Consider the following 24,983-nt stretch of genomic DNA (forward strand, 5'->3'; position numbering starts at 1 on the left):
AGGGAGTCTTTTCACTCCCTTTCACATTATTCTATTTCCCCGAAAGTTCCTCTACTTCCAGCATTAAATTCTCCCAATCATCCGTGCTCTGTTCCAGCTTTTGCTTGATGTCGGCATAAAACCGGTTCAGTTCAGCTAATGCAACAGAATCGTTGTAAATCTTCGGATCGGCTAGTTTGCCTTCGGTCTCTACTTTTCTTACTTCGAGATTATTGATTGTGTCTTCCAGCTCTTCGATCTGCTTTCTCGCTTTTTTTAGCTTCTGAGCATCTTCGTTCGATTGGGGTTTGCCATTGTTTTTATTTGGATTGGCAGATGCAGGCTGGCCTTTTTGCGGCGGCGCGCTGCTTACCTGTACTTTTTCGCTTACAGCCGACTGCAATCCACGCTCTTCCACCCAAATTTCATATTCTTCATAAGTACCCGGATATTCCTTGATCTGATGGTCTTCAATATACCAGATCTTGTTAGCGATGTTCTCAACAAAATAACGGTCGTGGGAAACGACGATATAACTGCCCTCATATTGCTGCAACGCCTGGATCAGGATATTCACCGATTGCATATCCAGGTGGTTGGTAGGTTCATCGAGCAGCAGGAAGTTCGCCTGTGACAGCAATACTTTAGCCAATGCAACTCGCGATTTCTCCCCTCCTGAAAGTACCTTGATCTTCTTGAATACATCATCACCCGTAAACAGGAAGCATCCCAACACGGTCCGGAGTTCGGTTTCGGTCTTGGTCGGGTTGGCATATTTCAATTCCTCGATCAGATTATGCGCAACGTTGAGGGATTCGAGCTGGTGCTGGGCGTAGAATGTAAACGAAACATTGTGTCCCAGCCTTCTTTTTCCTTCAATAGGTTCGGTACCGGCCACAATCCGGAGCACTGTTGATTTACCGCGACCGTTAGCGCCGATCAGCGCGATCTTGTCGCCGCGTTCCATGCTGACATTGGTTGCGTCGAGGATCACTTTTTCACCGTAGGCTTTGGACGCATCTTCCAGCTGGAATACGTGACGGCCGGGCTGAGTGGTAAATTGGAAGCGGAAATGCACTTTTGCATTCTCATCGATAACCTGATCGACGACGTCCATCCGGTCCAATGCCTTTACACGGCTTTGTACCTGACGTGATTTGGTCGCTTTCGCCTTGAACCGCTCGATAAAGCGCTCAGTCTGGCGGATCTTGGCTTGCTGGTTTTCGTAAGCGCCACGCTGAATGTCGTTACGCAACGATTTTTCTTCGAGATAATAGGAATAGTTACCCGCGTAGTAATTCAGTTTCCCGCCTGCTACTTCCACGGTCGTATCAATGGTATTGTCGAGGAACTGTCTGTCGTGGGAAACAACGATCACCGCCCCTTCGTAGCTCTGGGTATATTTCTCCACCCATTGAATCGATGGAAGGTCCAGGTGGTTGGTTGGCTCATCGAGCATTAAGAGCGACGGCTTTTGCAAAAGCAACTTCGCGAGCATTACGCGCATCCGCCATCCTCCTGAGAACTGGCGCAGCGGCAGGTTTAGATCGGCGGTCGAGAAGCCCAGACCTTCCAGGATAGCTTCTGCCTTCGATTGTACCGAATAGCCATCCAATGCCTCGAATTCATCCTGCACACGTGCAAGCTTATCGACAAGTTCATCGGTATAATTGTGTTCCATGTCGTGCAGGATCTTATCCATTTGCACTTGGAGAACATTTTGTCTTTCAAATGCTTGCATTGCCACCGAAAGGATTGAATCCTCGGTTTGGTATGAAAGCAAATCCTGATTGAGGAAGCCGATTGTGCAGTCGCCAGCCTTGGAGATCGAGCCAGCGTCGGGCTGGAATTCTCCGTTTATCATGCGCAATAGGGTAGACTTCCCGGTACCGTTCAGTCCGATGAGTCCAATCTTTTGTTTTGGCTTGATATGTAGTGAGGCGCCGTCGTATAATGCACGGTCGCCCAGGAAATAGCTGAGGTTCGTAATCGCGATCATGGTGCAAAGGTACGGGGAAAGAAGCAGATAGAAAAAGCGTGATGTTGGAATAGTTATAAAGGCATTCGGGGTTTAGTTATGAATGGGTTATTTATGTAAATTTGATCAATGAACAATCTCTTCCCGATATTCCTGAAACTCGAAAACCTGCACACGCTCATTGTGGGCGGAGGCTACGTAGGTTTGGAAAAAATTACTGCTGTTCTCGACAACTCCCCGCTTGCACGCGTAACGCTCGTGTCGCCTGAAATCCGGGGGGAAATAACTGAGATTGCATCCACCAATTCCCGAATAAATCTAATTGTACGAAAGTTTGAGGAGGAAGACCTGCTGGAAAAGGACCTGGTGATCGTCGCCACGAACGACAAGCAAGAGAATAAACGGATCTGGGAGACAGCCCGTGCCAGGCATATACTCACGAATGTGGCGGATACGCCGGATATATGCGACTTTTACCTCTCGTCGGTAGTCAGAAAGGGTAACTTAAAAGTGGCTATTTCCACGAACGGCATGTCCCCGACATTCGCCAAACGACTGAAAGAAGTACTCGGAGAAGCGCTCCCCGACAACCTCGAAACGGCCATGGAGCAGCTCAAAGCGGTGCGCGATATGCTGAAAGGTGATTTTGCTTCCAAGGTCGACGAACTGAACCGAATTACTTCGGTTTTGACTGAAAAGAAAAAAGATGCCTCCTAATGCCGCTTAAATCACGTTATCGGTACAATAAAATGCGATTTTGCAGTGTTTTTAGAAATATAATTTGTTGAAATCACGTTGAGCATCTCCACAGTATCGGTAATTTGTGCGTATTGAATATATTCTTTTGATTCTGCACATCAATATCACTTTAAATTTTGTCACCGCCAGTGGTGGAATGTTTTCGCTTTTCGTGCGATAATACGTATTATTGAATCTATTAATTTTTAAACCCGCTTTGGGCGGACGGACAGTTATTTGGGGTTAGACTTATACTTATTTATATGAATCTTTTCTATCGGATCAGTGGCCTGAGTCGGCTTATTGCGTTGCTCCTGGGTGTCTTCTTTCTGTCCGTTTGCACTTCTCCGTTTTCTTCCTTTGCATTTGCCGCCGATATCGACGTCAAAGGTGTCGTGAAAAGCACTACCGGCGAACCGTTAATTGGGTCGACCGTGCGGGTGAAAGGCTTGCAGAAAGGAACGGTTACCAATGAAAAAGGGGAATTTGTGTTGCAGGGTGTAAACGACAATGCAACCCTTGTGATTTCAATGATCGGCTTTTTATCCAAAGAGGTGAAGGCAGCCCGGAATCTGACGATCGAACTAGCAGAAGATGCGGTGGGCTTGCAGGATGTGGTGGTGACCGGTTTTCAGCAGATTAACAAGGACAAATTCACAGGTTCGGCCGTAACGCTGAAAACCGACGATGTGAAGATCGACGGTCTGCCCGACGTCAGCCGGATGCTGGAAGGCCGTGCAGCCGGTGTTTCGATCCAGAACGTCTCCGGTACTTTCGGGGCCGCACCCAAAATCCGCATCCGCGGCGCCACTTCTCTCAACGGTGCCAACAAGCCGCTCTGGGTAATCGACGGCGTTGTGCAGGAAGATATTGTGAATATTTCAAACGACCAGCTTTCCAGCGGCGACCCTACCACGCTGCTCGGCTCGGCGGTAGCAGGGCTAAACCCGAACGATATCGAGACTTTCGATATATTGAAAGATGCCGCTGCGGCGGCATTGTACGGTGCCCGCGCAATGAACGGAGTGATTGTAATTACGACCAAAAAAGGAAAGAGCGGCAAACCGGTCATTACTTATTCCGGCAATTTCAGTACGCAGCTGGTTCCTTCCTATCGAAACTTCAACATTATGAACTCGGCGCAGCAAATGTCGGTGCTGGGCGAGCTGGAAAGAAAGGGCTATCTCAACTCGGGCATTCTTTCGAAGCCGGATTACGGGGTTTACGGAAAAATGTATAACCTGATGACAGGCGACAGCCAGGGTAATTTCCCATTGGAAAACTCGACGGAGGCTAAACGAAATTTTTTAATGGGCTATGCCAAGTCGAATACCGACTGGTTTGATGTACTTTTTAAACAAAACTTCATTCACGAGCACTCGCTCAGCGTTTCGTTCGGAACAGAAAAGTCGAGTTCGTATGCATCGGTTAGTTACCTGGATGACAATGGGTGGACGATTGCCGATAAAGTAAAAAGGTACACCCTCAATTTTAACAATACATACCAGCTCTCCGACCGCCTGAGTATCGGCCTTACCACCCTTGCTTCTGTAAGACGCCAACAGGCACCGGGTTCGCTAAGTAGAAGAAGCAATCCCGTAGAAGGCAAGTACGACCGCGATTTTGATATTAACCCGTTCAGCTACGCATTGAATACCAGCCGGACGCTCACCGCTTACGACCAGAACGGCGATCTTGAATACTTCCGCAGGAATTTCGCGCCGTTCAATATTATTTCGGAGTTGGCGAACAACAGAATCAATCTGACATTGGCTGATATTAAGCTACAAGGAAATCTATCCTATAAAATCACCGACAACCTTAGCTACGACTTCCTTGGCGCGTTGCGATACATTCAGACCGGCCGGGAGCATACCATTACCGAGCACAGTAACATGGCCAATGCATACCGGGCAGCCGATAACTCCACGATCGCACTGGCCAATAAATATCTCTACACCGACCCCGATGTACCAAACGCCTACCCGGTGGTAGTGTTGCCCAGCGGTGGTTTCTATAACCGTAACGAGGATCAGATGCTGTTCTATAACATCAGAAACAACCTGCGATACAACAAGAAATTCGGAGAGCGGCACGAAGCGAATGCATTAGTGGGTCAGGAAGTGAAATTTACGAACCGCCAGAATTCCAACAATACGGGCTACGGCTTCCAGTACGACCAGGGCGGGACGCCTTTCGTGGATTACCGCATTTTGAAACAAACCATCGAAACCAACTTCCAGTATTACGGAATGCAAATGGACTACGAGCGTTTTGCAGCATTCTATGGAAGTCTCGGGTACACGTTAGATGGGAAGTATAACGTCACAGGATACGTGCGATACGACGGTTCGAACCGCTTTGGGAAGTCGGCTATTGCGAGATGGCTGCCTACGTACACGATTGCGGGTTCCTGGAATTTCGACCGTGAAAATTTCTTCAAAAACCTGAAATGGCTTAGCATGGGCCGCCTGCGGTTGAGTTACGGGCTTTCGGCAGATACTGGCCCGGCCACCAATGCCGCGGTATTGTTTCAAAGCATCATCACCCGTCGGCCTTATGTGGATGAAAAAGAATCGGCGATACAGCTTGCGGCATTGCAAAATACCGAGCTGACCTGGGAAAAGTTGTACAGCGGTAATGTCGGTTTGGATGTGGGTTTGTTTGCCAACCGGATCAATTTTACGCTCGATGGCTACATCCGTAATAGCTTCGACCTGATCGACCAAATTAAGACTTCGGGCATCGGTGGACAGATTTACAAGGTTGCCAACTATGCCGATATGGAATCGTACGGCGCCGACTTTTCTGTGGATGGGGTATTGTTCAAAACCAGTGACTGGGATTTCCGCTCGCGCATTACGTTTGGCTATTCGCACACGCTCATCACGAATGTGGATAACAGCCCAGGTATTTTTGACCTAGTGAAAGCAGAAGGAGCCAATGTGCAGGGCAAGCCTGTGCGTAGCCTTTTCTCAATTGACTACCGCGCTTTGAACCCTAAAACCGGCGTGCCTATTTTCCTTAACGAGAACGGAGAGGTGAGCTCCGATGTGTATTTGCAGGACCAGAATATCAAGTATCTCAAATATGAAGGGCCGGTTGATCCGCCTTTTACCGGTGGTTTTAACAACACGCTCGCTTACAAGGGGCTTTCGCTGAACGTGTTTTTTACCTATCAGGCAGGCAACAAGATCCGCCTTAATCCATTGTATAAAAGTACATTCAGTGACCTGGATGCGATGCCGAGGGAGTTTCTGGACCGTTGGGTGATGCCAGGTGATGAAAAAGTTCCGGCGACACCATCCATTTCCGACCAGCTTGAATTGCTCTACCTGCAAGGTACCTATCCTTACAACATCTATAACTATTCGACCGAGCGCGTGGCGAAGGGCGATTTTGTGCGGTTAAAATCAGTATCATTGGCATATAAGTTGCCGTTGCAGGTTATTTCACGTTACGGTTTTAAGGCGGCTAGCATTCAGGTTTCTTCGATTAACCCGTGGCTGATTTATTCGGATAAAAAGCTGAAAGGTCAGGATCCTGAGTTCTTTAACTCCGGTGGTGTTGCACAACCGATTCAGAAGCAGTTCACGGTTGCATTGAAACTGACATTGTAAAGGTTTGAGGACGATTCATTTTGAAGACATGGCTACCATCAAAAATTTTAACAAAATAATGCTGATCCTCCCGCTGCTGGCACTGGCCGGTTGCGAGGACTTTCTTTCGAAAGAGCCGGACAGCACGCGGGCGATCATCAACACGCCCAAAAAGGTTTCCCAACTCCTCACTACCGCTTATCCTCAGGCAGGTTATGTTGTGTTTTCTGAGAGTATGAGCGATAATGTGGCCGATAAAGGAGTAGGTGAGGATGATAAGACAAATCGAGGATCATTCCTCTTTGAAGTAGTGGAGGCAACCGTCGATGAACAGGATTCCCCCGACTCGTACTGGGCCGAATGTTATCGTGCCGTTTCGGTTGCAAACGAGGCTTTGGATATTATCAGTAAGGTTTCGGACCCTGAAAATTACAATGCGCAGCGTGGAGAAGCATTGTTGGCCAGAGCCTATGCACATTTCATGCTGGTGAACCATTACTGCAAATTTTTCGACCCGCAACAAACCAACGACAGTCCGGGTATTCCTTATGTGACAGTACCAGAGGACGTGGTGATCAAACAATACGAACGCGGTACCGTTGCAGGTGTGTACCAAAAAATTGAGCAGGATTTGCTTGAAGGGCTGCCATTGATCAGCGACGGTGCCTATACCGTCCCCAAATACCACTTTAACCTGGCGGCTGCGAACGCATTTGCGAGCCGTTTCTATCTGGTGAAGAAGGATTATCAGAAGGTCCTGCAATATGCTAATGCCGCCTTTCCGAGCAATAATTTTGTGGAAAACATGCGTCCCTGGAATACTACATATTCGAGTATGTCGCCAGCAGAACTATTCAATACCTACTCGCGCGCAACCGAGAACGCCAATTTGCTCCTGGTTGAGACCGCTTCCAACTATGGACGATTTTTAGCCACCTATCGTTACGGAATGACGTACGCAAAATGGCAAGAAATCTCGGGGAGCGAAAATATCATCAGTGGAGGAGGCAGTTGGGCATTTCCGCTTTATTATCGTGGCGACAACAATTACTTTGTCCCAAAACTGACCGAATACTTCGTGCGTGAATCGGTGAATGCAGAGATTGGCTTCCCTTATGTGATGCTGCCGATATTTACTGTTGAGGAAGTCCTTTTCAACCGGATCGAAGCGAATGCATACCTAAACAACACAGCCGCATGCCTTACCGACCTGAACAGATACATTAGCAAGCGCGTCAGTAATTACGACGCGTCCAGGCATAAAGTGACGGCGAGCAGCATGACGAGCTATTTTGGGTCTAGCAATCTGCGGAATAATATCATCAACACTGTCCTCTCATTCAAACGGGTTGAATTCGTACAGGAAGGTATGCGCTGGTTTGACCTTCAACGCTATAATGCTCCGGTAACACATACAACAAGGGGAGGGGTGGTGATTGCTGTTCCTGCGGGCGATAACCGCCGGGTATTGCAGATCCCACAGACGGCTTCACTTTCAGGTATAGCACAGAATCCAAGGTAAAAACTATTTAACCATGAAAATCATAATCAAACATTTTTCATACTACGTTGTCGCTGCCATGTTGTTTAGCACAACGTTGACGTCCTGTAAAGAGGATTCGATCGGCGAGGTGGACGATATTCCTGGCCTTGGCGGTATCGATTGGGTGAAAGGTCCTATCGATCAATGGATTAAGGATAGTCTGGTAACTCCCTACAATATTTCGGCCCAGTACAAATGGGACCAGTTCGAATTTGGAAACATCACCAAAAATCTCGTCCCGCCCGACGAGGCACAGGTGGTACCCCTCCTAAGTACGATCAAAAAAGCATGGACCAACCCGTATGTTGAAGAAGCGGGTAAGGTGTTTTATAACAAATATTCACCCAAATTTTTTATCCTCTCCGGTAGTAACGAGTACAACTCGGAGGGTTCCATTACGCTTGGAACTGCCGAAGGGGGCCGGAAAGTGATTTTGTATGGTGTAAACCTTTTCAAGATCAAGGGAATGACGGGTTATGACCCGGGAAGAGACTCTTCTTTTGTAAAGGACTGGTTCCTGCACACGATCCACCACGAATTTGGCCATATTCTGCACCAAACAGTACTGTACCCGATAGAGTACAAGAACATTTCCAAGTCCTACTACCAGGGTGGAAACTGGATCAACTGGAATGACGCCGACGCACGACGCGATGGTTTCATTACTGCTTACAGTTCTTCGGCTTTTGATGAAGATTTTGTGGAAATGATTGCAATGATGCTTACAGAAGGAAAGGTAGGCTTTGATAAACTTGTAGACTCCATTCCCGAGGGAACAAGCTCTCATGGAGTAACAAAGGCACAGGCACAGGCCGCATTGCGGCAAAAAGAGGCTATTATTGTAGCCTATTATAAGAACACCTGGAAAATTGATTTTTACAGTCTGCAAAAAAGAGTGCGGACTTCGATGAATAAACTTTTTTAATGCCAGATGAAGAGATCTTTTTTATACCTGCTGTTTCTGACAACTGTTTTCTTTTCATGTGAAAACAGCGACGACAAGGTTTTTGAGGAGTCTGCGGATGTGCGTCTGAACGCAGCGTTGGCTTCATACGAAAAACAACTTGTGGAGGCACCCTACGGCTGGAATGCGGTTGTTTATCCGGGTGGTGGAGGCAGCTATGGCTTTTATTTTAAATTTGATGACAAGAACCGGGTGACCATGCTTTCGGACTTTTCGGATGCAGCGGCCGCTAAATCCAAGGAAAGCAGTTACCGGTTGTCGGCCCTGCAAACACCCGTGCTGGTCTTTGATACCTACTCTTATCTGCACGTTTTGGCTGACCCCGACGAAGATGTTAACAACGGTGTTCGTGGTGAAGGGCTTAAATCCGATTTCGAATTCAGCATTTTCCCCGATTCCGTGAAAACGGATGTGATTACATTGGTTGGCCGTAAAAACCAGAGCCGTCTCGTGCTCACGAAGGCGTCGCAGGCACAGGCAACCGCATATGCGAACGGCGACATGGCCAAAGGGTTGGCTTTCAATAATATTGCCAAATATCAGCCTTATTTTAAGCGCGTTACACTCGGGGCAAATACTTACGAAATTACGGTTAACCAGACCACGAGGAGTATCAAGCTTACCTGGCTGAACGGGAGTACGCCGAAGACATTTACAACCAGTTACTATTTTACACCCGCGGGCCTCGCATTCGTTTCCCCGCTCGTGAACGGCTCACAGACTATCACGGGTTTCAGCAACATTACCTGGAATGCCACCACGACCCAGGTGGGCCTTTCCGGCGGCGGCGCAAATGGGACGATTGTGAGTGCGATCAAACCGATATCGGTGGATCTGGCAGCGGCAAGAAGATGGTGGCAATCTCCGATAGAATCGGGTGGTGACTGGCGATCAGCGACCGGGTTTCACGTCAACGGAGTCGACGATGCATTCAAAGTAGCCGACCTCAAATCCGGCGAGTCGATATTTGCATTCTACATCTATCAGCCCGGCGCTTCATCCCGAAATGACCTGTTCGCACCGATCTTTTATGATGGAAAGAACATATTCCTCGATTACGGTCACGCGCCGGCCACGCCTACCTTTACAGCCGATGGGCGGGCGATATTTACGGATGCTGGCAGGTACGGTACGCTCCCGACGAGCGGCCCGGCGATTGAATCGGCGAAGCTTTTGTATGACGCCAGCGGCTTTTACCTTATCCAGACATCCGATGAGACCTATGACATGGTGAGCGCAAAAGATGCGAAGTCGTGGATTACCTGGCAGTAGCAGATGAATGCACGCTTACCAGTACTTCCCGTTCTTTTTGGCGAACCAATATCCCCGCCAGAATATGCGCAGGTGATTGAACAGCGTTGGTATAAGCCCGAAATGTTTTCTTAATACTTTATACCGGTCGGTAAGAGAACGGCGATGGTTCGTGACCGACAGCCCGCCCAAAAGGTAGCGGCAGAGAACGAACGTGAGAAATTGTACGCTTTCGGCCCGTTTCAGGCATTCGATCTCCCAATCAATGTCGGCGCTGAGATTTTCGAATTCGTAAAGCGGCGCAATGTCTTTCCGGGCGATGAATGCCTGGTGACATACTTTCATGCCGAGCGCGAAATCTTGCCAGCGAAGGTTTTGAGGTAAATTATGCGGTGTAAAACGGCTGCGCAGGCCCACTTCGGTGCCATCTTCGCGAACCATCATCGCGTCGCTGTAATATACCGCTGCCCCGGTTTCAAATGATGATAGCAGGTTCTTCAGGGTCTGATCATCGTAAGCTTCATCTCCCGCATTCAGAAACCAGACGTATTTACCGGAAGCAAGTCGCAAACCCTTGTTCATAGCATCGTATAAGCCTCTGTCTTTTTCGGATATGACTTTGGAAACGAAACGGTTATACTGGCCTGCAATGCTGAGCGTCCGGTCGTTCGAACCGCCGTCGATGATCAGGTATTCCAATTGCGCGGGATTCTTCACATGGGTCAAAGCCCGTTCCACGCTGCCCAGTGTTCGGCCGAGAAATTTTTCAGCCTGGAAGGTTATGGTGATGATCGTTAGCAATGGGCTACTGTCCATGGAGCAGGGAGTCGTAAAGTTTGGAATACTGCCTGGCTATCACTTCTTCGGAATACAATTGCAGAACTTTGTTGCGTGCATTTTCTGAAACAGCGCCGTCCGCATTGTGTTTCAACACCCACATGATACCTTCCGAGAGCGAAGAGGCAGATTTAGACAGCGCTATAAAGCCGCTTTCCAAATGTCCGATCATTTCGGGAATACCGCCGGTGTCGAACCCTACAGCCGGTGTGCCGCATGCCATCGCCTCCATAATGGTGTTGGGCAGGTTGTCTTCCAGCGACGGTACGATGAGCACATCGGCGGCATTGTATGCTTGTACCATTTGGTTTGCATCTGATATCTTACCGAGGAAATGGGCTTTCACGGGCAAATGCGCAAAGTTTTCGGCTTTCCCTTTACCTAATATCATCACTTCGGCATTGGCCAGGCCGGGAGCACGCATGGCTTCCTGAAAGTAGGTAAATCCTTTACGCGGGTCTTGTGTGTTGGCGCCTGCAAAAAGGAGTAACTTTTTGTCGGCAGGCAGTCCCAACGCCTTCCGCGCCTCGGCACGGTTACCGGGCTTAAAAAAGTCGGTATCGATGCAGTTAGGGATTGCCTGCGAGGGCTTTCCGCTCGTCAATACCGCTTTTTGAACCAGGTCATCCAGCCATCGGCTGGGAGAAATGAGCGTAAGGGAAGTGTTTTGATAGAGCGCTAATTTTTTCTCGAATTGCGCAAAAGCGATATCATATTCGCCGGACTTTTTGAGATAGGGGCAATAACAGCAATGCGAAAGGTAGCGGTCACACCCCCGGTTGTAGTGGCAACCGCCAGTGAACGTCCACATATCATGCAATGTCCAGACGATCGGTTTTCCGAGCGCGAAGAGTTTTTCCAGCGATTTCAGCGAAAGGAACCCGAAATTGATCCAATGCAAATGAATAATACTGGCCTGCTTTACGAGCGGGTGGTCGGTAATATCGGCACCGGCAGTTGCGGGAGAAAAAGCAAACCGGACTGATTTGTCTTTTTCATAAGGCAGAAAACTGAGCCTTTCCAGCACGAAATTTCCCCATGCTTTTTTTGACTTCCACGGACTATCCGCCCACGCGGTCGTTTGCGGACCGGGCCGGGAGATTTGCGAAACCATCAGATGCGAATCGACACCAGCATGAAGCAATGCCTGGTGCAACCTTGCCGCAGCGACCCCGGCACCACCTTCCCAGTGAAAAGTACTCAGTTGAAGCACCATTTGATCGCTATCGATAATTCGTGTTTTAGTAAGAGAATCTTCTTAGGTGGGTAAAATTAATAGTTCTGCCTTTAAATAATTTTTATTCGATGAAACTATCTTTATCACCAAATCAGTAACCCGACAACATGTCAAGCGAAAAGAAAAGTCACGAAGCGCATTCGGAATGGTATGAATTGCAATATGCTACACAGGAGGCAAAAAATAAAGCCATCGAATTGTGGGAGTATGACAATGCGCATCAGACCATTAACAACTGGATCCACAAGCGGCAGCTCGAACTGACGGCCCCTTTTGTCCGGGAAAAGAAATCGTGGCTGACGGTGGGAGATGGTTATGGGTTCGATGCTAATTATTTTTTCGCAAAAGGGCTGGATTCGACCGCCAGCGATATTGCTGGTACATTTTTGCCGCTGTCAAAAGAAAGAGGGTTTATTGAAAAATATGCCATTGAAAATGTAGAGCATTTAACCTTCGCGGATAACAGTTATGACTATGTTTTCTGCAAAGAGGCATATCATCACTTCCCACGCCCGTACCTGGGTGTATACGAGATGGTGCGCGTCGCGCGCGAAGCGGTTATCCTGGTCGAGCCGCATGACCCGATCTCGAAAATGCCTTTTTTGCTTGCATTAAGGAATATTTTCGACCGTTTCGATACCAAAGCATTGCAGAAATACTGGAAGAACAGATATTCGTTTGAAACGGTGGGGAACTACGTTTTTAAACTCTCTGAGCGGGAAATGGACAAGCTCGCGAATGGAATGGGATTGCCCGCAGTTGCTTTCAAGGGCATTAACAATAACTACTATCATCCTTCTTACGCGCAGGAAAAAGCCGATGACACGTCCGCGGCGTTCCGGAAGATCAAGCGGAAGCTAGCATTACACGATTTTCTGGTGAAAGCTTCATTAATGCCATCGCAGGTGTTGTGCGCGGTCATTTTCAAGAAAATGCCTTCGGAGCAGGTGATGAAGGCAATGCAGCAGGAAGGATTTCAGGTGCACATTTTTCCGCCGAATCCGTATGCGCATTAATTTTGGCGAGTGTTTTTCTGCTTGAAACCCAGGGGCTTTCTTTCCTTTTGAGGAGGTTCGAGAAGGTAGCTGAGTGCCTGGTGGATGTCGTTGAACTTAACCTGCATTTCGTCTTCCAGTCGATCGATCCGCGCTTTAAGTTCCCTGGAATCCAGGTAGTGCTGTCGAATGCTCACAAATGCCCGCATGATCGTAATATTGACCTGTATGGCCTTGTAGCTATTCAGAACGCTGGACAGCATGGCTACTCCCTGCTCGGTAAAAGCGAAAGGAAGGTACTTTGAGTGACGACCTTTACCTTTCTCTAAGGTCACAATTTGTGACCTTAGAGAAAGGTACTCTTCCCGCGTCAGTTCGAACATAAAATCGTCGGGAAACCTTTCGATGTTACGCCTGACAGCCTGCTTTAAGGCTTTTGTTTCAATTTCATATAGCTCTGCCAAATCGAAATCCAGCATGACCTTATTTCCGCGAAACGTGCAAACCTTATTTTGAACTACCATTAATTCCATAAAGCCTAGTGCAATAGTTGTGATTACCTTAATCAAATACGCTCATATCTGACTTTGGTAACACAATCGTCGGGAATTTTTTGGTCGGGCGAAATATGCCTAGTTTTATGCCCGAACATTTAATATAGTACCTTCCATGTTACCCGGATCAGATGTCAGAATTGCCGTTATCGGACTTGGTTATGTCGGTTTACCGCTGGCTGTGGCATTTAGCAAAAAGTACCCGGTTGCTGGCTTCGATATCAATAAAAGGCGCATTCAGGAGCTGAAAGATGCCTATGATACGACTAAGGAAATCTCGCGGCAAGATTTACGGGAGGCGGCTGATCTCTCATTCTCATGGGACGTAGCTACATTGAAGGAATGCAACGTATTTATTGTAACGGTGCCAACACCGGTGGATGACTACAAAAAGCCTAACCTCACCCATTTGCTGAAAGCCAGCACGATGATCGGACAAGTGCTGAAACAGGGCGATGTGGTGATCTATGAATCGACGGTATATCCTGGCTGTACCGAAGACGATTGTGTGCCGGTTCTCGAACTCGAAAGTGGTTTGAAATTCAATGAAGGTTTTTTTTGCGGCTATTCGCCTGAACGCATTAATCCGGGAGACAAGGTCAATACCTTCACGAAAATCAAAAAAGTGACGTCGGGCTCTACACCGGAAACGGCGCGCTTTGTGGATAATTTGTACGCATCGGTGATCGAAGCGGGCACGCACCTGGCGTCTAGTATCAAGGTAGCGGAGGCTTCGAAGGCTATCGAAAACGCGCAGCGGGACGTGAATATCTCGTTTGTGAATGAGCTGGCGCTGATTTTTGACCGAATGAATATCGATACCACCGAAGTGCTGGAAGCCGCTGCCACGAAATGGAATTTCCTGAAATATAAGCCAGGCCTTGTGGGCGGGCATTGCATTGGCGTGGATCCGTATTATCTGGCGTACAAGGCTGAATCTTTGGGGTATTACCCACAGGTAATTTTATCCGGCCGCAGGGTAAATGATATGATGGGAGTGTTTGTGGCTAACAAGCTCGTAAAGCTCATGATCCGCAAAGGACACAAGATTGAAGGGAGCCGCGTGCTGATCCTGGGCATTACTTTTAAAGAAAATTGCCCCGATATCCGTAATACGCGCGTGATCGATGTATACCGTGAACTGACTGATTTTGGAATGCAAGTGGAAGTACACGATCCCTGGGCATCGGGTGAGCAGGTATTGAGCGAATACAATATTGTATTGCTGGATAAGCCAGTGGGGACTTACGAGGCTGTGATATTGGCCGTGGCGCACCAGGAATTCCAGGCAATGGAGTTCAGTGAGTTTACTGCATCCGATTCGGTAATATTCGATTTGAAATCGGTTTTGCCGAAGGCCATGGTCGATTCCCGGCTCTGACAGCCGCCTTATTCCCGCCAGCCGAAAATATTCAATTGCAGGTCCATCACATCGTTGCCGCGGTAGCGATGGTTCACAAACGGGCGGAGCCTGTGCTGATTGGTATCCACATAGTAGCGGAATCCATTTTCCTCAAAAACCTTCACGACATCCGCAAGACCTTGGGCATTGCCAATGTATGAGTGAAATTCTACAAAAAGGTTCTGTACATGCGCGAGTGACCCGCGGCAATCATGAAGCACTTCTATCTCGGCACCTTCAATATCGATTTTTAGAAAATCAATGCGGCTTTCCTTTTCTAAAAAGTCTTTCAGACGAATGGAATCAACTTTTCGCTTTTGGGAAGTTGAATAAATTGAAGAAGAATCCGCCGATTCACTGCCAAACCAAATGCCATCCTCATTGGTCCAAACAGCCTTGTCGATAATCTCGACATCATGTACGCCATTGCTTTCCAGGTTTTGGCGCAGCAGCGATGCGATCGCCGGTTCGGCTTCGAACGCAAGTACCCTGGCTTTGGGGAATAACTTTTTGAAATACAGAACGCTCATTCCAATATTCGCACCGCAATCGAAAATGACGGGTTGAGCTTGGTTGCTTTCGAAATAGTAGAATTCATCCGCAAAGATTTCCTTGTGCTGCCAGAGAAACGACATCGTGTCGGGAACTCTCAGTTTGAACCCGCCGAAAGCCACGTCGGTCAGCTTGTAACGGGCGCTGTTGCCGTATTTGAGTAGCAACGCCATAAATTCCCGATTCCTCGCGGAGCCGAGCGCATGATAAGGTTCTTTAAGCAGGTAGCGAAGCCAGTACATATGAATAGTAGGTCAAATGCCGTATTTGACCCGGTTTTTAACTTTTAAGAGAAATGGCAACCGGTAATACTCCCCGAATGCCCGAACCATTTTTTCATCGGGGACCAGGTCGGCAGGCATTTGCACGCGCCCCTCAGCCATCTCCTGGCCGTATTCTCCCGATTTGAATGTAAAATTAGTGCCGCTGCCGTCCGTTCCGATATTTCTGATTTTGGAATGAATGGGGTAGAGCCCGTATGCCTTGTTTTGAAACTGCGAATAAGTCCAGCGAATGGCCCACGAGTCGATCACGCCCTGCTGCTGCTTGGCGAGCATGGGCCAGAGATCGTCGCCGCCTTTATTAAATTCCAGGCGAATGTCTGCGTTGCTTTTTAAAACCGGGAAATCCTTCACCTGCCAGTCGGCCTTCGACCATTTATGCGACCACGTGCCCCAGCCCCACGAGCTAGCCCGTGGTACGAGATACAGGTCGTGCGGGTAATTGGCAGGAAAAGTAATGGGCGGTGTGTAACCTGTTACGGAAAAAATGTCCGCTCTATCGAAATAAACGTCGAGCGCCTCGTTCATGAAGGAGAGAAAATCCGTCGCGCTGAGCATGTCGTCTTCGAGAACAATGACCTTCTGATATTTGGAAAGGACATGACTTACTCCATCGATTACAGATGCCGCAAGCCCTTTGTTCTTTTCAGCTTCCTGAATGTGAATAGCGTGAAATCCGGTGACCTGCGAAAGATACTCCCTGACTTTTCTGACCTGAGGACTATCGTGCTCACTTTTGGGACCGTCGGAATATACGAACAACTCACTTTTTGACGCGAGCGTATTTCTTTGCAAGCTTTCTACTGTTTGCTGCAAATGCCAGGGGCGGTTATAGCAAAATAAAACAATGGGTGCGAGTGTGCCGGACAAACCCATTTCAGCTTTTGATTGCGTCTATAATCAGCGAGGTGTAACCGAGTTTTCCGTTCTGGTTACGCTCGTCGTGGTCGGCTGAGCGTCGGATCATACCATCCTCAGGGCTCCACGGAGATTTATGAAACTGACCGTTTTCATCGAAGTATTCGAGCAGGTTTACTTTGAAACCCACATTTTCCAGAAAGCCGGACATCAGTTTATAATTATACAAAAGTTTGTGATCGTCGGCGCCATTGCCGGTGCCACCCGGTTTTACATATTCGATATATTCCTCGCTGGGGTTGAAACCGTCGGGTACGGCCACCCGCAAAACACCACCCGGTTTCAGGAACGTGTAGCAATTTTTGAATGCCAGCTGGCCCTGTTCTGGTGTCAAATGCTCCCAAACGTGCTCCGCCAATATTCTATCGATCGAATCTTCGGAGAAATAGCGCTCCCAATCACTCTTTTTCAGCAGGTCCAATGTCTCGATATCGGAATGAATCCAGCCTTTGTAAAGCGAGTACATCGCGCCGACTACCAGTTTGACAGGCTTGTTGCGGTCGTAACTGATCAGCTGGTACTTGCTGTAAGGTTCTTTCAGAAGGCCTGCGACTATTTTTTGTTTTAAAGACATCGGTAATCCTGGAATTTTGGCCGTTGCGGCAATGATTGCTTCGCCAAAGATAGCAAAAGTTGAAATGACACTCGCCGGTGGGCATGCCTATTGGCCGGCTTTGCCTCCGGGCAATCTATTTTTTATTTAAAATACCTGACCTGACCATCGACCATCCCGAGCTGAACCCCGCAGAAATATCCTCCGAAACCTGCCATAGCAGAATGCCACCTCCGAAAATGGTCGTAACAATCACCGACCGGATTGCCATGTCGATTAGCACCGGGCCGAGTTTGTGCGAGCTGGGAGCAGGGATGAAATATACCGCGAAATAAGCGAGCGCTGCCAATAGGAAAACTTTAAGCGTACCGGTAGTGAAAGGTTGGATGCCCATTTTGCTTTTAATGAAAAATAGCTTGACGAGATTGTAAGTCACCGTAGCGAAGAGAGCGGCTGCGGCGGCGCCGTTATAGCCATAAAGCGGGATCAAAAACTGGCTGGCGCCGAGGATTAATACGGTGAAAAAAAGCATAAAGACGATGTCGAAGCGGTAGTAGCGCGAGTTCGTCAGGATTTCTGAATTCAGGCCCGTCATCATATCGGCGATACGCGACACACCCACCATGAGCACTACCCATTTGCCTTGCGAGTAAATGTCGGATTTAGGAATAAGGCTGAAAATGGCGTCAATGTTGCACCAGATCCCAAGAAAAAGCAGGGTACCTATGATGAAAAGGTTGAGGGATGATTTTTTATAAATGGTATCGATATGCGGGATATCGTTTTTAGCATAAGCCTCGGAAATAATCGGGGCGCTGATCATCACGATCGCGTTTCTGGGAATGGAAATGACCAATGCAATGCGGGATGCGATGTCGAAGATCGCCGTGCTGCCCAAACCTCCTTCGAATGCAGGCAAAAGTACTTTTTCGATATGCGGAAGCAATGCCGCGCTCGCACCGCCCAGCAGCACCCACAGGCCATACCGGTACATTTCCTTGAATGCGGGATGTCTGATAAAGCCAAAATCAAGCGAAGTGAACAGGCGGTTCTGAATACGGAGATAGATCAGCATGGCCACAATAGCTACCGCGTAGCTGACTACGGTGAGGTTGACCATCGTATCAAAAGTGATGATTTTAAACCCGAAAAGAATCACCAGCAAGCTGTTGGCAAGCCGTAGCCCGACTTCCCGGATCAGCGATGGTACCGCAATGCGCAGGTTGATCCTCGAATAGGATTCGAGCGCCAGCAAATACACCATTCCGATGGTCAGCGGAATAAAAACGTAATAGTACCTGACCAGCATCGGGGAGTGGTCGAGGTAGAATTTGAGGTATAATGGTTTGAGAAGCAGGTAAAGCAATGCAAAGGCCGTGAGACCAATGAGCGGGGTAATGATAATGAACGTGAAAAGCTGCCTTCGGGAATGATCGTCCTGGAACCTGCTATGAAACCTGACAGCCACCGAAGGCACGCCAAGCAATGCGAACGACATGTAAATGACCGGGAAGGTAAGCAGGGTGGAAGCGTACAAACCCAGCTGTTCCTGGGTCATGTACTGGTTGTAAAGGATGAGGATGTTGAAAATGCCGATGACAACACCGAGGTAAGACACAATGGAACTCTTAAATCCCTGACGTACAATAATCCCCATTGAGGCAACACTTGATTACAGGGGCGAAGTACGAGAAAAAGCGCCAGATAGCCTAACACATACTACTATTATGAAGATACTCCAAGTAGCGGGAGCCAGGCCCAACTTCGTAAAAATTGCGCCCCTGCACCGCGCATTCCTGCAATACTCCGATATGCATCCGCAAATTGTCCACACGGGGCAACATTACGACTTCCTGATGTCAGGGATTTTTTTTGAACAGCTTAAAATTCCCAAGCCGGATCATTTTCTGGGGGTCGGGCAGGGATCGGCTACGACCCAGACGGCGGAAATAATGTGCGCATTCGAAAGGGTATTACGTGCTGAAATGCCGGACTTGGTGCTGGTGGTGGGCGACGTAACCTCCACGCTTTCCTGCGCGCTCGCGGCCGTGCAAATGCACGTCCCGCTCGCACACGTGGAAGCGGGCCTGCGCAGCAGAGACCGTACGATGCCCGAGGAGGTAAACCGGATACTAACGGACGCACTCTCGGACCAGCTGTTCGTAACGGAACAGGCGGCGGCCGATAATTTGCTTCGGGAAAACATCGACCCGTTGCGCATTCATCTGGTGGGCAATGTGATGATTGATTCGCTGGTGAGCGTTCGTGAACAGATCGAGGATTTTTCGCTTTACGGGCATCTACCGATTGAAAGTGAACGGTATTTGCTCGTAACCATGCACCGCCCTGCCAACGTCGACGACGAGGTTAATTTGCGGAAGATAGCCGGAGTGCTTGAAATACTGGGAATGCGCTGGAAGGTCCTTTTCGTCATGCACCCGCGCACGGCCCGCAATATCACCCGCTTCGGACTGGAAAAGGAATTTTTGGAATTGGTTAATGTAAAAGTGTTGCCGGCACAGGGATATTTGGAGTTTTTAACCCTCGTGCGTCATGCCGCAGCCGTTATAACCGATTCGGGTGGTATACAGGAAGAGACCACTTATCTGGGTATTCCCTGCATTACACTGAGGAACAACACCGAGCGCCCGGCGACCGTTACGCACGGCACCAATTATCTGGTGCCCGATTTTGATGCACAAAAGGTTTGGAATACCGTTGAAGCATTACTTGGCAGAAACCCAGAAGACCTGGCAATTCCGCCGCTTTGGGACGGAAATTCAGCGCAACGCATCGTGAATATTTTGAGAGAAAAATACATTAATTCGTAGGTTTGTGGGATAGATGACTCACGCTTCGGATTTACAATGCTTAAAAGGATAAAAAGTGCCGCCTGGGGCCTGCTCAACCAGACTGGTCTCGGTGGTAGCGTTCAGCTGTACCTGGATGGGGCACTGAAACAATACGGATGGTTCAAGAGCTTTCATGCCAAACAATCGATTGATATCAATGGCAATCCGCTACCCTGGTATACCTATCCCTTTATCCTTTTTTTGAAACCGCGTTTGAAGCCCGATTTCCAGGTTTTTGAATACGGTTCCGGTAACTCTACACGCTGGTATGCCGCGCGGGTGGAACACATTACGGCGGTCGAGCACGATCGTGAGTGGATTGCACTGATCAAACCGAAGCTACCGGCGAACACCGAAGTATTGGAACGACCGCTGGGAGATAGCTACGTGAAATCGGTGCAATCGACAGGGGCGCGATACCATATCATCGTAGTCGATGGCCGTAACAGGGTTAAATGCGCCAAATATGCGGTCGACTTTCTGACACCCGACGGCGTCCTGATCCTGGACAATTCAGAACGCGAATGGTACACCGGCGCGAAGGAATACCTCGCCGCGAAAGGATTTCGCCGGCTCGACTTCATAGGAATGGCACCGATTGTGGGCATCGAAACCTGCACCAGCGTTTTCTACCGCGATGGCAATTGCCTCGGTATCTGATCAGAAAAAGGCCTTGTAAACGATCTTCTCGCATTCCAGCCCACCTATGTTTGCTTTGAACCGGCTTAGCGACGGCTTCGGGTTACCGAAATGGTCGATGCAAATGCCCAGGTCGAGTGTAGCTATTTCTTTGCTCCGGCAATATTCAAAAGCAGCTTCGAAAAGCATGACTGACGGGCTCAGTGTACGGTATTCGGGTAGGTAACCGGACATAAAATGGTATAGAATGCGGTCGCCTACCCGCACCATCACGGCCACCGCGACGGGTTCCTCCTCGAACCGGTTTGTGAAAACCAGATAATTTTCAGGACAAGTACCGGGAAGCAGGGCGAGCCGATCCGGTGGAGCCGGTAGCTGATAGCCGTGCACCTGGTAGCAGCGATGCAAAAAATCTTCTGTCGTTTTATCAAAGACACCCTGTTTCATCGTCACCTGCAACCCGCGTTTTTTTCCGTTAGATAAGCGACGCCGCTCCGATGGCTCAATAATTCGATCAAAACCTTCCCCTCCAATAGGAATATAAGCGTTAGAATAAGTATGATTGGGTAAAAAACCGGCGGCGAGGTAGCTGTGATGGCAAAGTTGGTGGGTGGTCGGGTCGTAGCAGGAGGGAGCAGTTTTGATCGTTAGTGCTTTCCCGCCATGGTAGATTACCCATTCGCGGATGCACGTAAGGAGGAATGTCAGCTGATCCCCGCGGCAATGAGCTACCGGCATAATGCCTCCAAAAGGGGCCAAAGGTGGTGATATCCAGTCGTGAAAGCCTGGCAGGCAATGAAACAGTGACAAAATATCACCGGATTCCTTAGATATAAGAATAAATGAATAAATTAGGTCAGAAGTCTGGACAGCGAGTTGTTCCCTACGAAAAAACAGCCAGGGGATGGTAGTAGGAAAGGGCGCTTCGGGCATTGGAAATACCTCCACGACGGCGTCGTTGTTGGTCCAGGAGCGAAGAGGCGTGTGTGTAAAAATAGTACTTATAGGACCCAAAAGTTATAGGATGTGTGTTGAATGTGCTCAGATCAAGGATTTTGATAAATAATTGATATACTAATTTGATATTTTTTATGTTTAATACAATGCTGATTACTATTTTTGTTAATTCATCAAATCAGTTCAATTAGAATGTACAGAAATTGTACTGGTTGGTAATCAGGATTTTCAGTTCAAGGACAATCATCAGGCTGAAACTGATTGACCGGATTAATTTGACACCAGTAGTTTTTTACATCCATTGGACCCAACCCATCCATGAAACACATACTGATTGCCGAAGACCACGCCGTGGTAAGAATCGGTACCAAACACCTCCTCAAATCACTAATTCCGGATTCAACAATTTCGGACGTTGACGATTTTGATAAAATTCTTCAGGAACTCGAGACAAAGGCCTATGACCTCCTGATCCTGGACATCAATATTCCGGGTGGTAACACCACAAAGATGGTGGAAACCATCCGCGCCAAGTCGCCAGGGGTCAGGATCCTGATGTTTTCGAGCTATGACGAGCAACTCTACGGTTTGATGTACCTCCAAGCAGGAGCCGACGGTTACCTGTCGAAAGATGCGCCGGAAGAAGAGTTCAAAACCGCCGTTATGAGCGTCCTGAACAACAAGAAGTACATGAGCGAAGATATGCAGCAGATGAATATCAACCGTCTCATCAATCCGAAAGAATACATGCCGGATCCGATCGTGAGCCTTTCGCCTCGTGAGACCGACGTGATGAATCTTTTGAAGGAAGGCTTGGGGACCGCAAAAATTGCAGAAAAGCTGAACTTGCAGCTCTCTACCGTAAGTACTTACAAAGCCCGTATTTTCGAAAAGCTGGGCGTGAAGAACATCGTGGAGCTGATCACCAAGATCAAGTAATTAATTCTTACCATACCGAAGGAAGGTTTCTGTACCAGGTGCAGAAACCTTTTTTTATGAAATCAATCGAGTAAAATTCATGCGTAAGCTGAGCGTAGATGAAATGGACCGGATGTCGGTCGATGAGTTTAAAGAATCGGAAAAATTTCCGTTTGTGATTGTACTGGACAATATCAGAAGCCTGAACAACATCGGGTCGTTTTTTCGGACGGCGGATGCGTTGCGGGCTGAGAAAATATTGCTTTGCGGCTATACGCAACAGCCGCCCCACCGCGAGATCACGCGTAGCGCCCTGGGCGCTGAGACGTCGGTGGCGTGGGAAAAATGCCCGAGCGCTGTGGAGGCCGTGAAAATGCTGAAATCCCAGGGTTATAAGGTATGGTGCGTGGAACAGGCCGAAGGAAGTGTGCTGCTGCAAAATTTCGAGCCTGTGCCGGAAGCACCCTATGCATTTGTATTTGGAAATGAGGTGGAAGGTGTAGATGACGCGGCGATAGCGGCATCAGACGGCTGCCTGGAAATCCCGCAGTTTGGTACCAAGCATTCTTTCAACGTATCAGTATCTGCGGGAATCGTATTGTGGGATTTTTTGAGAAGAAAGATAACATAAAAATAACACCAAAAATTTGTTATTTATAAATTAATAATGGGTATTTGTAGGTTATTGTCTGATGGCAATTTTGACGCTTTGTGGCTCCTCTCGGGAGCCTGGCTTCATGTATCATTAATGAAATTCTTAATATCAGATTTATGAAATCCGCTACCAAGAAGTTATCGACAGAGATTGCTGAGACACTTTCCGGAAAAATTGAAGCAGTCACTGCCGGCTCGAAAAAAATAAAAAAATCGATCGAGAAAGCAGCTGCCAAACTTGCTAAGAAAGTTGCCAAGTTTGAAAAGGAAACTCTCAAGAAAAAAGCCAAAGAGGCCAAGAATGCGGAGAAAAAGGTAAAGGACAAGAAAGAGGGCAAGAAAACGAAGGAGCAGAAAAAAGAAAAAGTCGCGGCCCTGGTGGCGGCAGCTTCTTCTAAAGTACCCGTGGCAGCTCCTGCCAAGCCAACCGTAGGCAAGGAAGCGAGTGCTCCCAAACCTGCTGCAAAGGCGGCTGCTCCGAAAGTTACGCCTGCAAAACCGGCAACCGCTCCGAAAACGGAAGCGCCTGCACCAGCAGCGGAGAAAGCATAATTGTCGGGAAAATATTAAAAATGACCAGCAGCGGCATACCGTTGCTGGTCATTTCTTTTGTTATCAGCGAGTGCGCCCTATGGTTACGAGCAGGCGACCCGTAAGTCCCTTTTCGGCGCGGTGCGAAAAATAGTCATCGTTGTGAAGAACCGTCGAGTAGGGGGATACCTCTATATTTTCAGGTTTTAGACCGCCTACGACCAACTGATCGCGGTTGGAGGTTTTCAAGTCTACAAAAAACTTTCCTGCACTTTCATCCCACCGCTTGTAGGCTGCCGCAAAATGCCGGCTCACGTCGTCGCCAACTTCGAAACTGCATTCATCAATGCATGTGCCAACATAGCCAAAGCAGTCTGCGGGCCGGGTGCCATAATTTGCCTGCATTGTAGCTAAGGTCTTTTCGACGATCCGGCCTACTGTTCCGCGCCATCCTGCATGAATGGCTGCTACGGCACCCTTCTCAGGGTCATAAATCAGTATCGGCGTGCAGTCGGCAACGGTTACCGCGAGTTGAATGCCGGGCACATTGGTCACAAGGGCGTCGAAGCCCTCGAACCGGTCGGCTTTGGTTACGGTCATAATGTCGGTGCCATGAACCTGATGCGCCTTGGCGACGGTTTCGAACGGGATACCAAGCGCTCCAAAAAAGATCAGGTTATTTTGCAGGATATTTTCTGGGCTGTCTTGCGAACCACCAAGGTTCAATGAAGCATAATGGCCTGTGCTCACACCGCCGTGGCGCGTACTTTCGGCGGCAACCAGTTCGGGGAATTGATTAAATAGCTGTGGTTTGCGAAATATCGGGTTTTTGTCGTTTGTGGGGGACGCAAGCATGCTTCTGGTATTAATGGAAAACGGTACCAAAATTAAACGATCGCGGCACGGGATTCATTTCGGACCGAATTTATTTTAAAGTATCGCCGTTATGTGCCCGGAAGTTGTCCGGTAAAAAACCGTAAAGTAGCCGGGCTCAGATTTTGAGGAGAATTCAACTAAATTTGTGCCGAGCGACTCCGCTTATTCAATGAAA

The 24,983-nt window shown here is 48.4% G+C and carries 22 protein-coding genes; 12 read left to right on the forward strand and 10 right to left on the reverse strand.

Annotated elements, in window-relative coordinates; translation table 11 throughout:
- Positions 1-31: 31 nt before the first annotated feature.
- Entirely contained in the window at positions 32-1,978 is a 1,947-nt protein-coding gene (locus ACTJJJ_RS14100; RefSeq protein ID WP_188934139.1) for an ABC-F family ATP-binding cassette domain-containing protein, read from the reverse strand.
- 108 nt (positions 1,979-2,086) lie between these two features.
- On the opposite strand from ACTJJJ_RS14100, the gene ACTJJJ_RS14105 reads away from it, so the two are divergent.
- The 5 genes from ACTJJJ_RS14105 (at position 2,087) to ACTJJJ_RS14125 (ending at position 10,073) form a co-directional block, all read left to right on the forward strand.
- The gene (locus tag ACTJJJ_RS14105) at positions 2,087-2,674 is read left to right on the forward strand and encodes a precorrin-2 dehydrogenase/sirohydrochlorin ferrochelatase family protein (protein ID WP_440702120.1); all 588 of its coding nucleotides are present in this window, start codon (positions 2,087-2,089) and stop codon (positions 2,672-2,674) included.
- A 284-nt stretch (positions 2,675-2,958) separates the two neighbouring features.
- On the forward strand, positions 2,959-6,315 hold the full coding sequence (locus tag ACTJJJ_RS14110) for a SusC/RagA family TonB-linked outer membrane protein (RefSeq protein WP_188934136.1): 3,357 nt from the start codon (positions 2,959-2,961) through the stop codon (positions 6,313-6,315).
- 28 nt (positions 6,316-6,343) lie between these two features.
- Complete coding sequence (locus ACTJJJ_RS14115) at positions 6,344-7,816, forward strand: RagB/SusD family nutrient uptake outer membrane protein (RefSeq protein WP_188934133.1); 1,473 nt, start codon at positions 6,344-6,346, stop codon at positions 7,814-7,816.
- Positions 7,817-7,829: 13 nt separating this feature from the next.
- Complete coding sequence (locus ACTJJJ_RS14120; RefSeq protein ID WP_440702121.1) at positions 7,830-8,762, forward strand: zinc-binding metallopeptidase; 933 nt, start codon at positions 7,830-7,832, stop codon at positions 8,760-8,762.
- A gap of 6 nt (positions 8,763-8,768) precedes the next feature.
- The gene (locus tag ACTJJJ_RS14125; RefSeq protein WP_440702122.1) at positions 8,769-10,073 is read left to right on the forward strand and encodes a DUF4302 domain-containing protein; all 1,305 of its coding nucleotides are present in this window, start codon (positions 8,769-8,771) and stop codon (positions 10,071-10,073) included.
- A gap of 15 nt (positions 10,074-10,088) precedes the next feature.
- Here the strand turns inward: ACTJJJ_RS14125 and ACTJJJ_RS14130 are convergent, their stop codons facing one another.
- Entirely contained in the window at positions 10,089-10,868 is a 780-nt protein-coding gene (locus ACTJJJ_RS14130; RefSeq protein WP_440702123.1) for a glycosyltransferase family 2 protein, read from the reverse strand.
- A complete protein-coding gene (locus ACTJJJ_RS14135; protein WP_440702124.1) occupies positions 10,858-12,105 on the reverse strand; it encodes a glycosyltransferase family 4 protein in 1,248 nt (415 codons plus the stop codon). Before ACTJJJ_RS14135 ends, ACTJJJ_RS14130 begins: the two co-directional genes overlap by 11 nt.
- Positions 12,106-12,233: 128 nt before the next feature.
- On the opposite strand from ACTJJJ_RS14135, the gene ACTJJJ_RS14140 reads away from it, so the two are divergent.
- A complete protein-coding gene (locus ACTJJJ_RS14140) occupies positions 12,234-13,142 on the forward strand; it encodes a class I SAM-dependent methyltransferase (protein ID WP_440702125.1) in 909 nt (302 codons plus the stop codon).
- Here the strand turns inward: ACTJJJ_RS14140 and ACTJJJ_RS14145 are convergent.
- Complete coding sequence (locus ACTJJJ_RS14145; protein ID WP_440702126.1) at positions 13,139-13,654, reverse strand: ORF6N domain-containing protein; 516 nt, start codon at positions 13,652-13,654, stop codon at positions 13,139-13,141. The two genes, ACTJJJ_RS14140 and ACTJJJ_RS14145, sit on opposite strands and share 4 nt — an antisense overlap.
- A 136-nt stretch (positions 13,655-13,790) precedes the next feature.
- Here ACTJJJ_RS14145 and ACTJJJ_RS14150 point away from each other — a divergent pair, with 136 nt between their 5' ends.
- Positions 13,791-15,056, forward strand: a complete 1,266-nt coding sequence (locus ACTJJJ_RS14150) for a nucleotide sugar dehydrogenase (RefSeq protein WP_440702127.1) — start codon at positions 13,791-13,793, stop codon at positions 15,054-15,056.
- A gap of 8 nt (positions 15,057-15,064) precedes the next feature.
- Here the strand turns inward: ACTJJJ_RS14150 and ACTJJJ_RS14155 are convergent, their stop codons facing one another.
- From ACTJJJ_RS14155 to ACTJJJ_RS14170, 4 genes are all read right to left on the reverse strand, one after another.
- Positions 15,065-15,871: an FkbM family methyltransferase gene (locus ACTJJJ_RS14155; protein ID WP_440702128.1), complete on the reverse strand. Its 807-nt coding sequence runs from the start codon at positions 15,869-15,871 to the stop codon at positions 15,065-15,067.
- Positions 15,872-15,883: 12 nt separating this feature from the next.
- Positions 15,884-16,786: a glycosyltransferase gene (locus ACTJJJ_RS14160; RefSeq protein ID WP_188934114.1), complete on the reverse strand. Its 903-nt coding sequence runs from the start codon at positions 16,784-16,786 to the stop codon at positions 15,884-15,886.
- Between the two features lies 1 nt (position 16,787).
- Positions 16,788-17,402, reverse strand: a complete 615-nt coding sequence (locus ACTJJJ_RS14165) for a class I SAM-dependent methyltransferase (protein ID WP_188934112.1) — start codon at positions 17,400-17,402, stop codon at positions 16,788-16,790.
- A gap of 115 nt (positions 17,403-17,517) precedes the next feature.
- Positions 17,518-19,038, reverse strand: coding sequence for a lipopolysaccharide biosynthesis protein (locus ACTJJJ_RS14170; RefSeq protein ID WP_440702129.1), 1,521 nt, complete (start codon positions 19,036-19,038; stop codon positions 17,518-17,520).
- 70 nt (positions 19,039-19,108) lie between these two features.
- Between ACTJJJ_RS14170 and wecB the strand changes: the two genes are divergently transcribed.
- Positions 19,109-20,212: a non-hydrolyzing UDP-N-acetylglucosamine 2-epimerase gene (gene wecB, locus ACTJJJ_RS14175; RefSeq protein ID WP_440702130.1), complete on the forward strand. Its 1,104-nt coding sequence runs from the start codon at positions 19,109-19,111 to the stop codon at positions 20,210-20,212.
- 36 nt (positions 20,213-20,248) lie between these two features.
- On the forward strand, positions 20,249-20,893 hold the full coding sequence (locus ACTJJJ_RS14180; protein ID WP_440702131.1) for an FkbM family methyltransferase: 645 nt from the start codon (positions 20,249-20,251) through the stop codon (positions 20,891-20,893).
- Here ACTJJJ_RS14180 and ACTJJJ_RS14185 read toward each other — a convergent pair whose 3' ends face one another.
- A complete protein-coding gene (locus ACTJJJ_RS14185) occupies positions 20,894-21,886 on the reverse strand; it encodes a GNAT family N-acetyltransferase (protein WP_440702132.1) in 993 nt (330 codons plus the stop codon). It abuts the gene before it with no gap.
- 261 nt (positions 21,887-22,147) lie between these two features.
- Between ACTJJJ_RS14185 and ACTJJJ_RS14190 the strand changes: the two genes are divergently transcribed.
- The 3 genes from ACTJJJ_RS14190 (at position 22,148) to ACTJJJ_RS14200 (ending at position 23,953) form a co-directional block, all read left to right on the forward strand.
- The gene (locus ACTJJJ_RS14190) at positions 22,148-22,768 is read left to right on the forward strand and encodes a response regulator transcription factor (protein ID WP_106599727.1); all 621 of its coding nucleotides are present in this window, start codon (positions 22,148-22,150) and stop codon (positions 22,766-22,768) included.
- Positions 22,769-22,847: 79 nt separating this feature from the next.
- Complete coding sequence (locus ACTJJJ_RS14195; RefSeq protein WP_188934102.1) at positions 22,848-23,378, forward strand: RNA methyltransferase; 531 nt, start codon at positions 22,848-22,850, stop codon at positions 23,376-23,378.
- Positions 23,379-23,518: 140 nt separating this feature from the next.
- On the forward strand, positions 23,519-23,953 hold the full coding sequence (locus ACTJJJ_RS14200; RefSeq protein WP_188934100.1) for a histone H1/H5 family protein, HCT subfamily: 435 nt from the start codon (positions 23,519-23,521) through the stop codon (positions 23,951-23,953).
- A 63-nt stretch (positions 23,954-24,016) separates the two neighbouring features.
- Here ACTJJJ_RS14200 and pgeF read toward each other — a convergent pair whose 3' ends face one another.
- On the reverse strand, positions 24,017-24,787 hold the full coding sequence (gene pgeF / locus ACTJJJ_RS14205) for a peptidoglycan editing factor PgeF (RefSeq protein WP_188934098.1): 771 nt from the start codon (positions 24,785-24,787) through the stop codon (positions 24,017-24,019).
- Between the last annotated feature and the right edge of the window lie 196 nt (positions 24,788-24,983).

Origin of the sequence: Dyadobacter sp. 22481 (assembly GCF_052044875.1) — a bacterium.
Classification (GTDB): Bacteria; Bacteroidota; Bacteroidia; order Cytophagales; family Spirosomataceae; genus Dyadobacter; species Dyadobacter endophyticus.

Coding starts and splice junctions, on each gene's coding strand:
- ACTJJJ_RS14100 (WP_188934139.1), bottom strand. CDS start 1,978: ATGATCGCGATTACGAACCTCAGCTATTTCCTGGGCGACCGTGCATTA.
- ACTJJJ_RS14105 (WP_440702120.1), top strand. CDS start 2,087: ATGAACAATCTCTTCCCGATATTCCTGAAACTCGAAAACCTGCACACG.
- ACTJJJ_RS14110 (WP_188934136.1), top strand. CDS start 2,959: ATGAATCTTTTCTATCGGATCAGTGGCCTGAGTCGGCTTATTGCGTTG.
- ACTJJJ_RS14115 (WP_188934133.1), top strand. CDS start 6,344: ATGGCTACCATCAAAAATTTTAACAAAATAATGCTGATCCTCCCGCTG.
- ACTJJJ_RS14120 (WP_440702121.1), top strand. CDS start 7,830: ATGAAAATCATAATCAAACATTTTTCATACTACGTTGTCGCTGCCATG.
- ACTJJJ_RS14125 (WP_440702122.1), top strand. CDS start 8,769: ATGAAGAGATCTTTTTTATACCTGCTGTTTCTGACAACTGTTTTCTTT.
- ACTJJJ_RS14130 (WP_440702123.1), bottom strand. CDS start 10,868: ATGGACAGTAGCCCATTGCTAACGATCATCACCATAACCTTCCAGGCT.
- ACTJJJ_RS14135 (WP_440702124.1), bottom strand. CDS start 12,105: ATGGTGCTTCAACTGAGTACTTTTCACTGGGAAGGTGGTGCCGGGGTC.
- ACTJJJ_RS14140 (WP_440702125.1), top strand. CDS start 12,234: ATGTCAAGCGAAAAGAAAAGTCACGAAGCGCATTCGGAATGGTATGAA.
- ACTJJJ_RS14145 (WP_440702126.1), bottom strand. CDS start 13,654: ATGGAATTAATGGTAGTTCAAAATAAGGTTTGCACGTTTCGCGGAAAT.
- ACTJJJ_RS14150 (WP_440702127.1), top strand. CDS start 13,791: ATGTTACCCGGATCAGATGTCAGAATTGCCGTTATCGGACTTGGTTAT.
- ACTJJJ_RS14155 (WP_440702128.1), bottom strand. CDS start 15,871: ATGTACTGGCTTCGCTACCTGCTTAAAGAACCTTATCATGCGCTCGGC.
- ACTJJJ_RS14160 (WP_188934114.1), bottom strand. CDS start 16,786: ATGGGTTTGTCCGGCACACTCGCACCCATTGTTTTATTTTGCTATAAC.
- ACTJJJ_RS14165 (WP_188934112.1), bottom strand. CDS start 17,402: ATGTCTTTAAAACAAAAAATAGTCGCAGGCCTTCTGAAAGAACCTTAC.
- ACTJJJ_RS14170 (WP_440702129.1), bottom strand. CDS start 19,038: ATGGGGATTATTGTACGTCAGGGATTTAAGAGTTCCATTGTGTCTTAC.
- wecB (WP_440702130.1), top strand. CDS start 19,109: ATGAAGATACTCCAAGTAGCGGGAGCCAGGCCCAACTTCGTAAAAATT.
- ACTJJJ_RS14180 (WP_440702131.1), top strand. CDS start 20,249: ATGCTTAAAAGGATAAAAAGTGCCGCCTGGGGCCTGCTCAACCAGACT.
- ACTJJJ_RS14190 (WP_106599727.1), top strand. CDS start 22,148: ATGAAACACATACTGATTGCCGAAGACCACGCCGTGGTAAGAATCGGT.
- ACTJJJ_RS14195 (WP_188934102.1), top strand. CDS start 22,848: ATGCGTAAGCTGAGCGTAGATGAAATGGACCGGATGTCGGTCGATGAG.
- ACTJJJ_RS14200 (WP_188934100.1), top strand. CDS start 23,519: ATGAAATCCGCTACCAAGAAGTTATCGACAGAGATTGCTGAGACACTT.
- pgeF (WP_188934098.1), bottom strand. CDS start 24,787: ATGCTTGCGTCCCCCACAAACGACAAAAACCCGATATTTCGCAAACCA.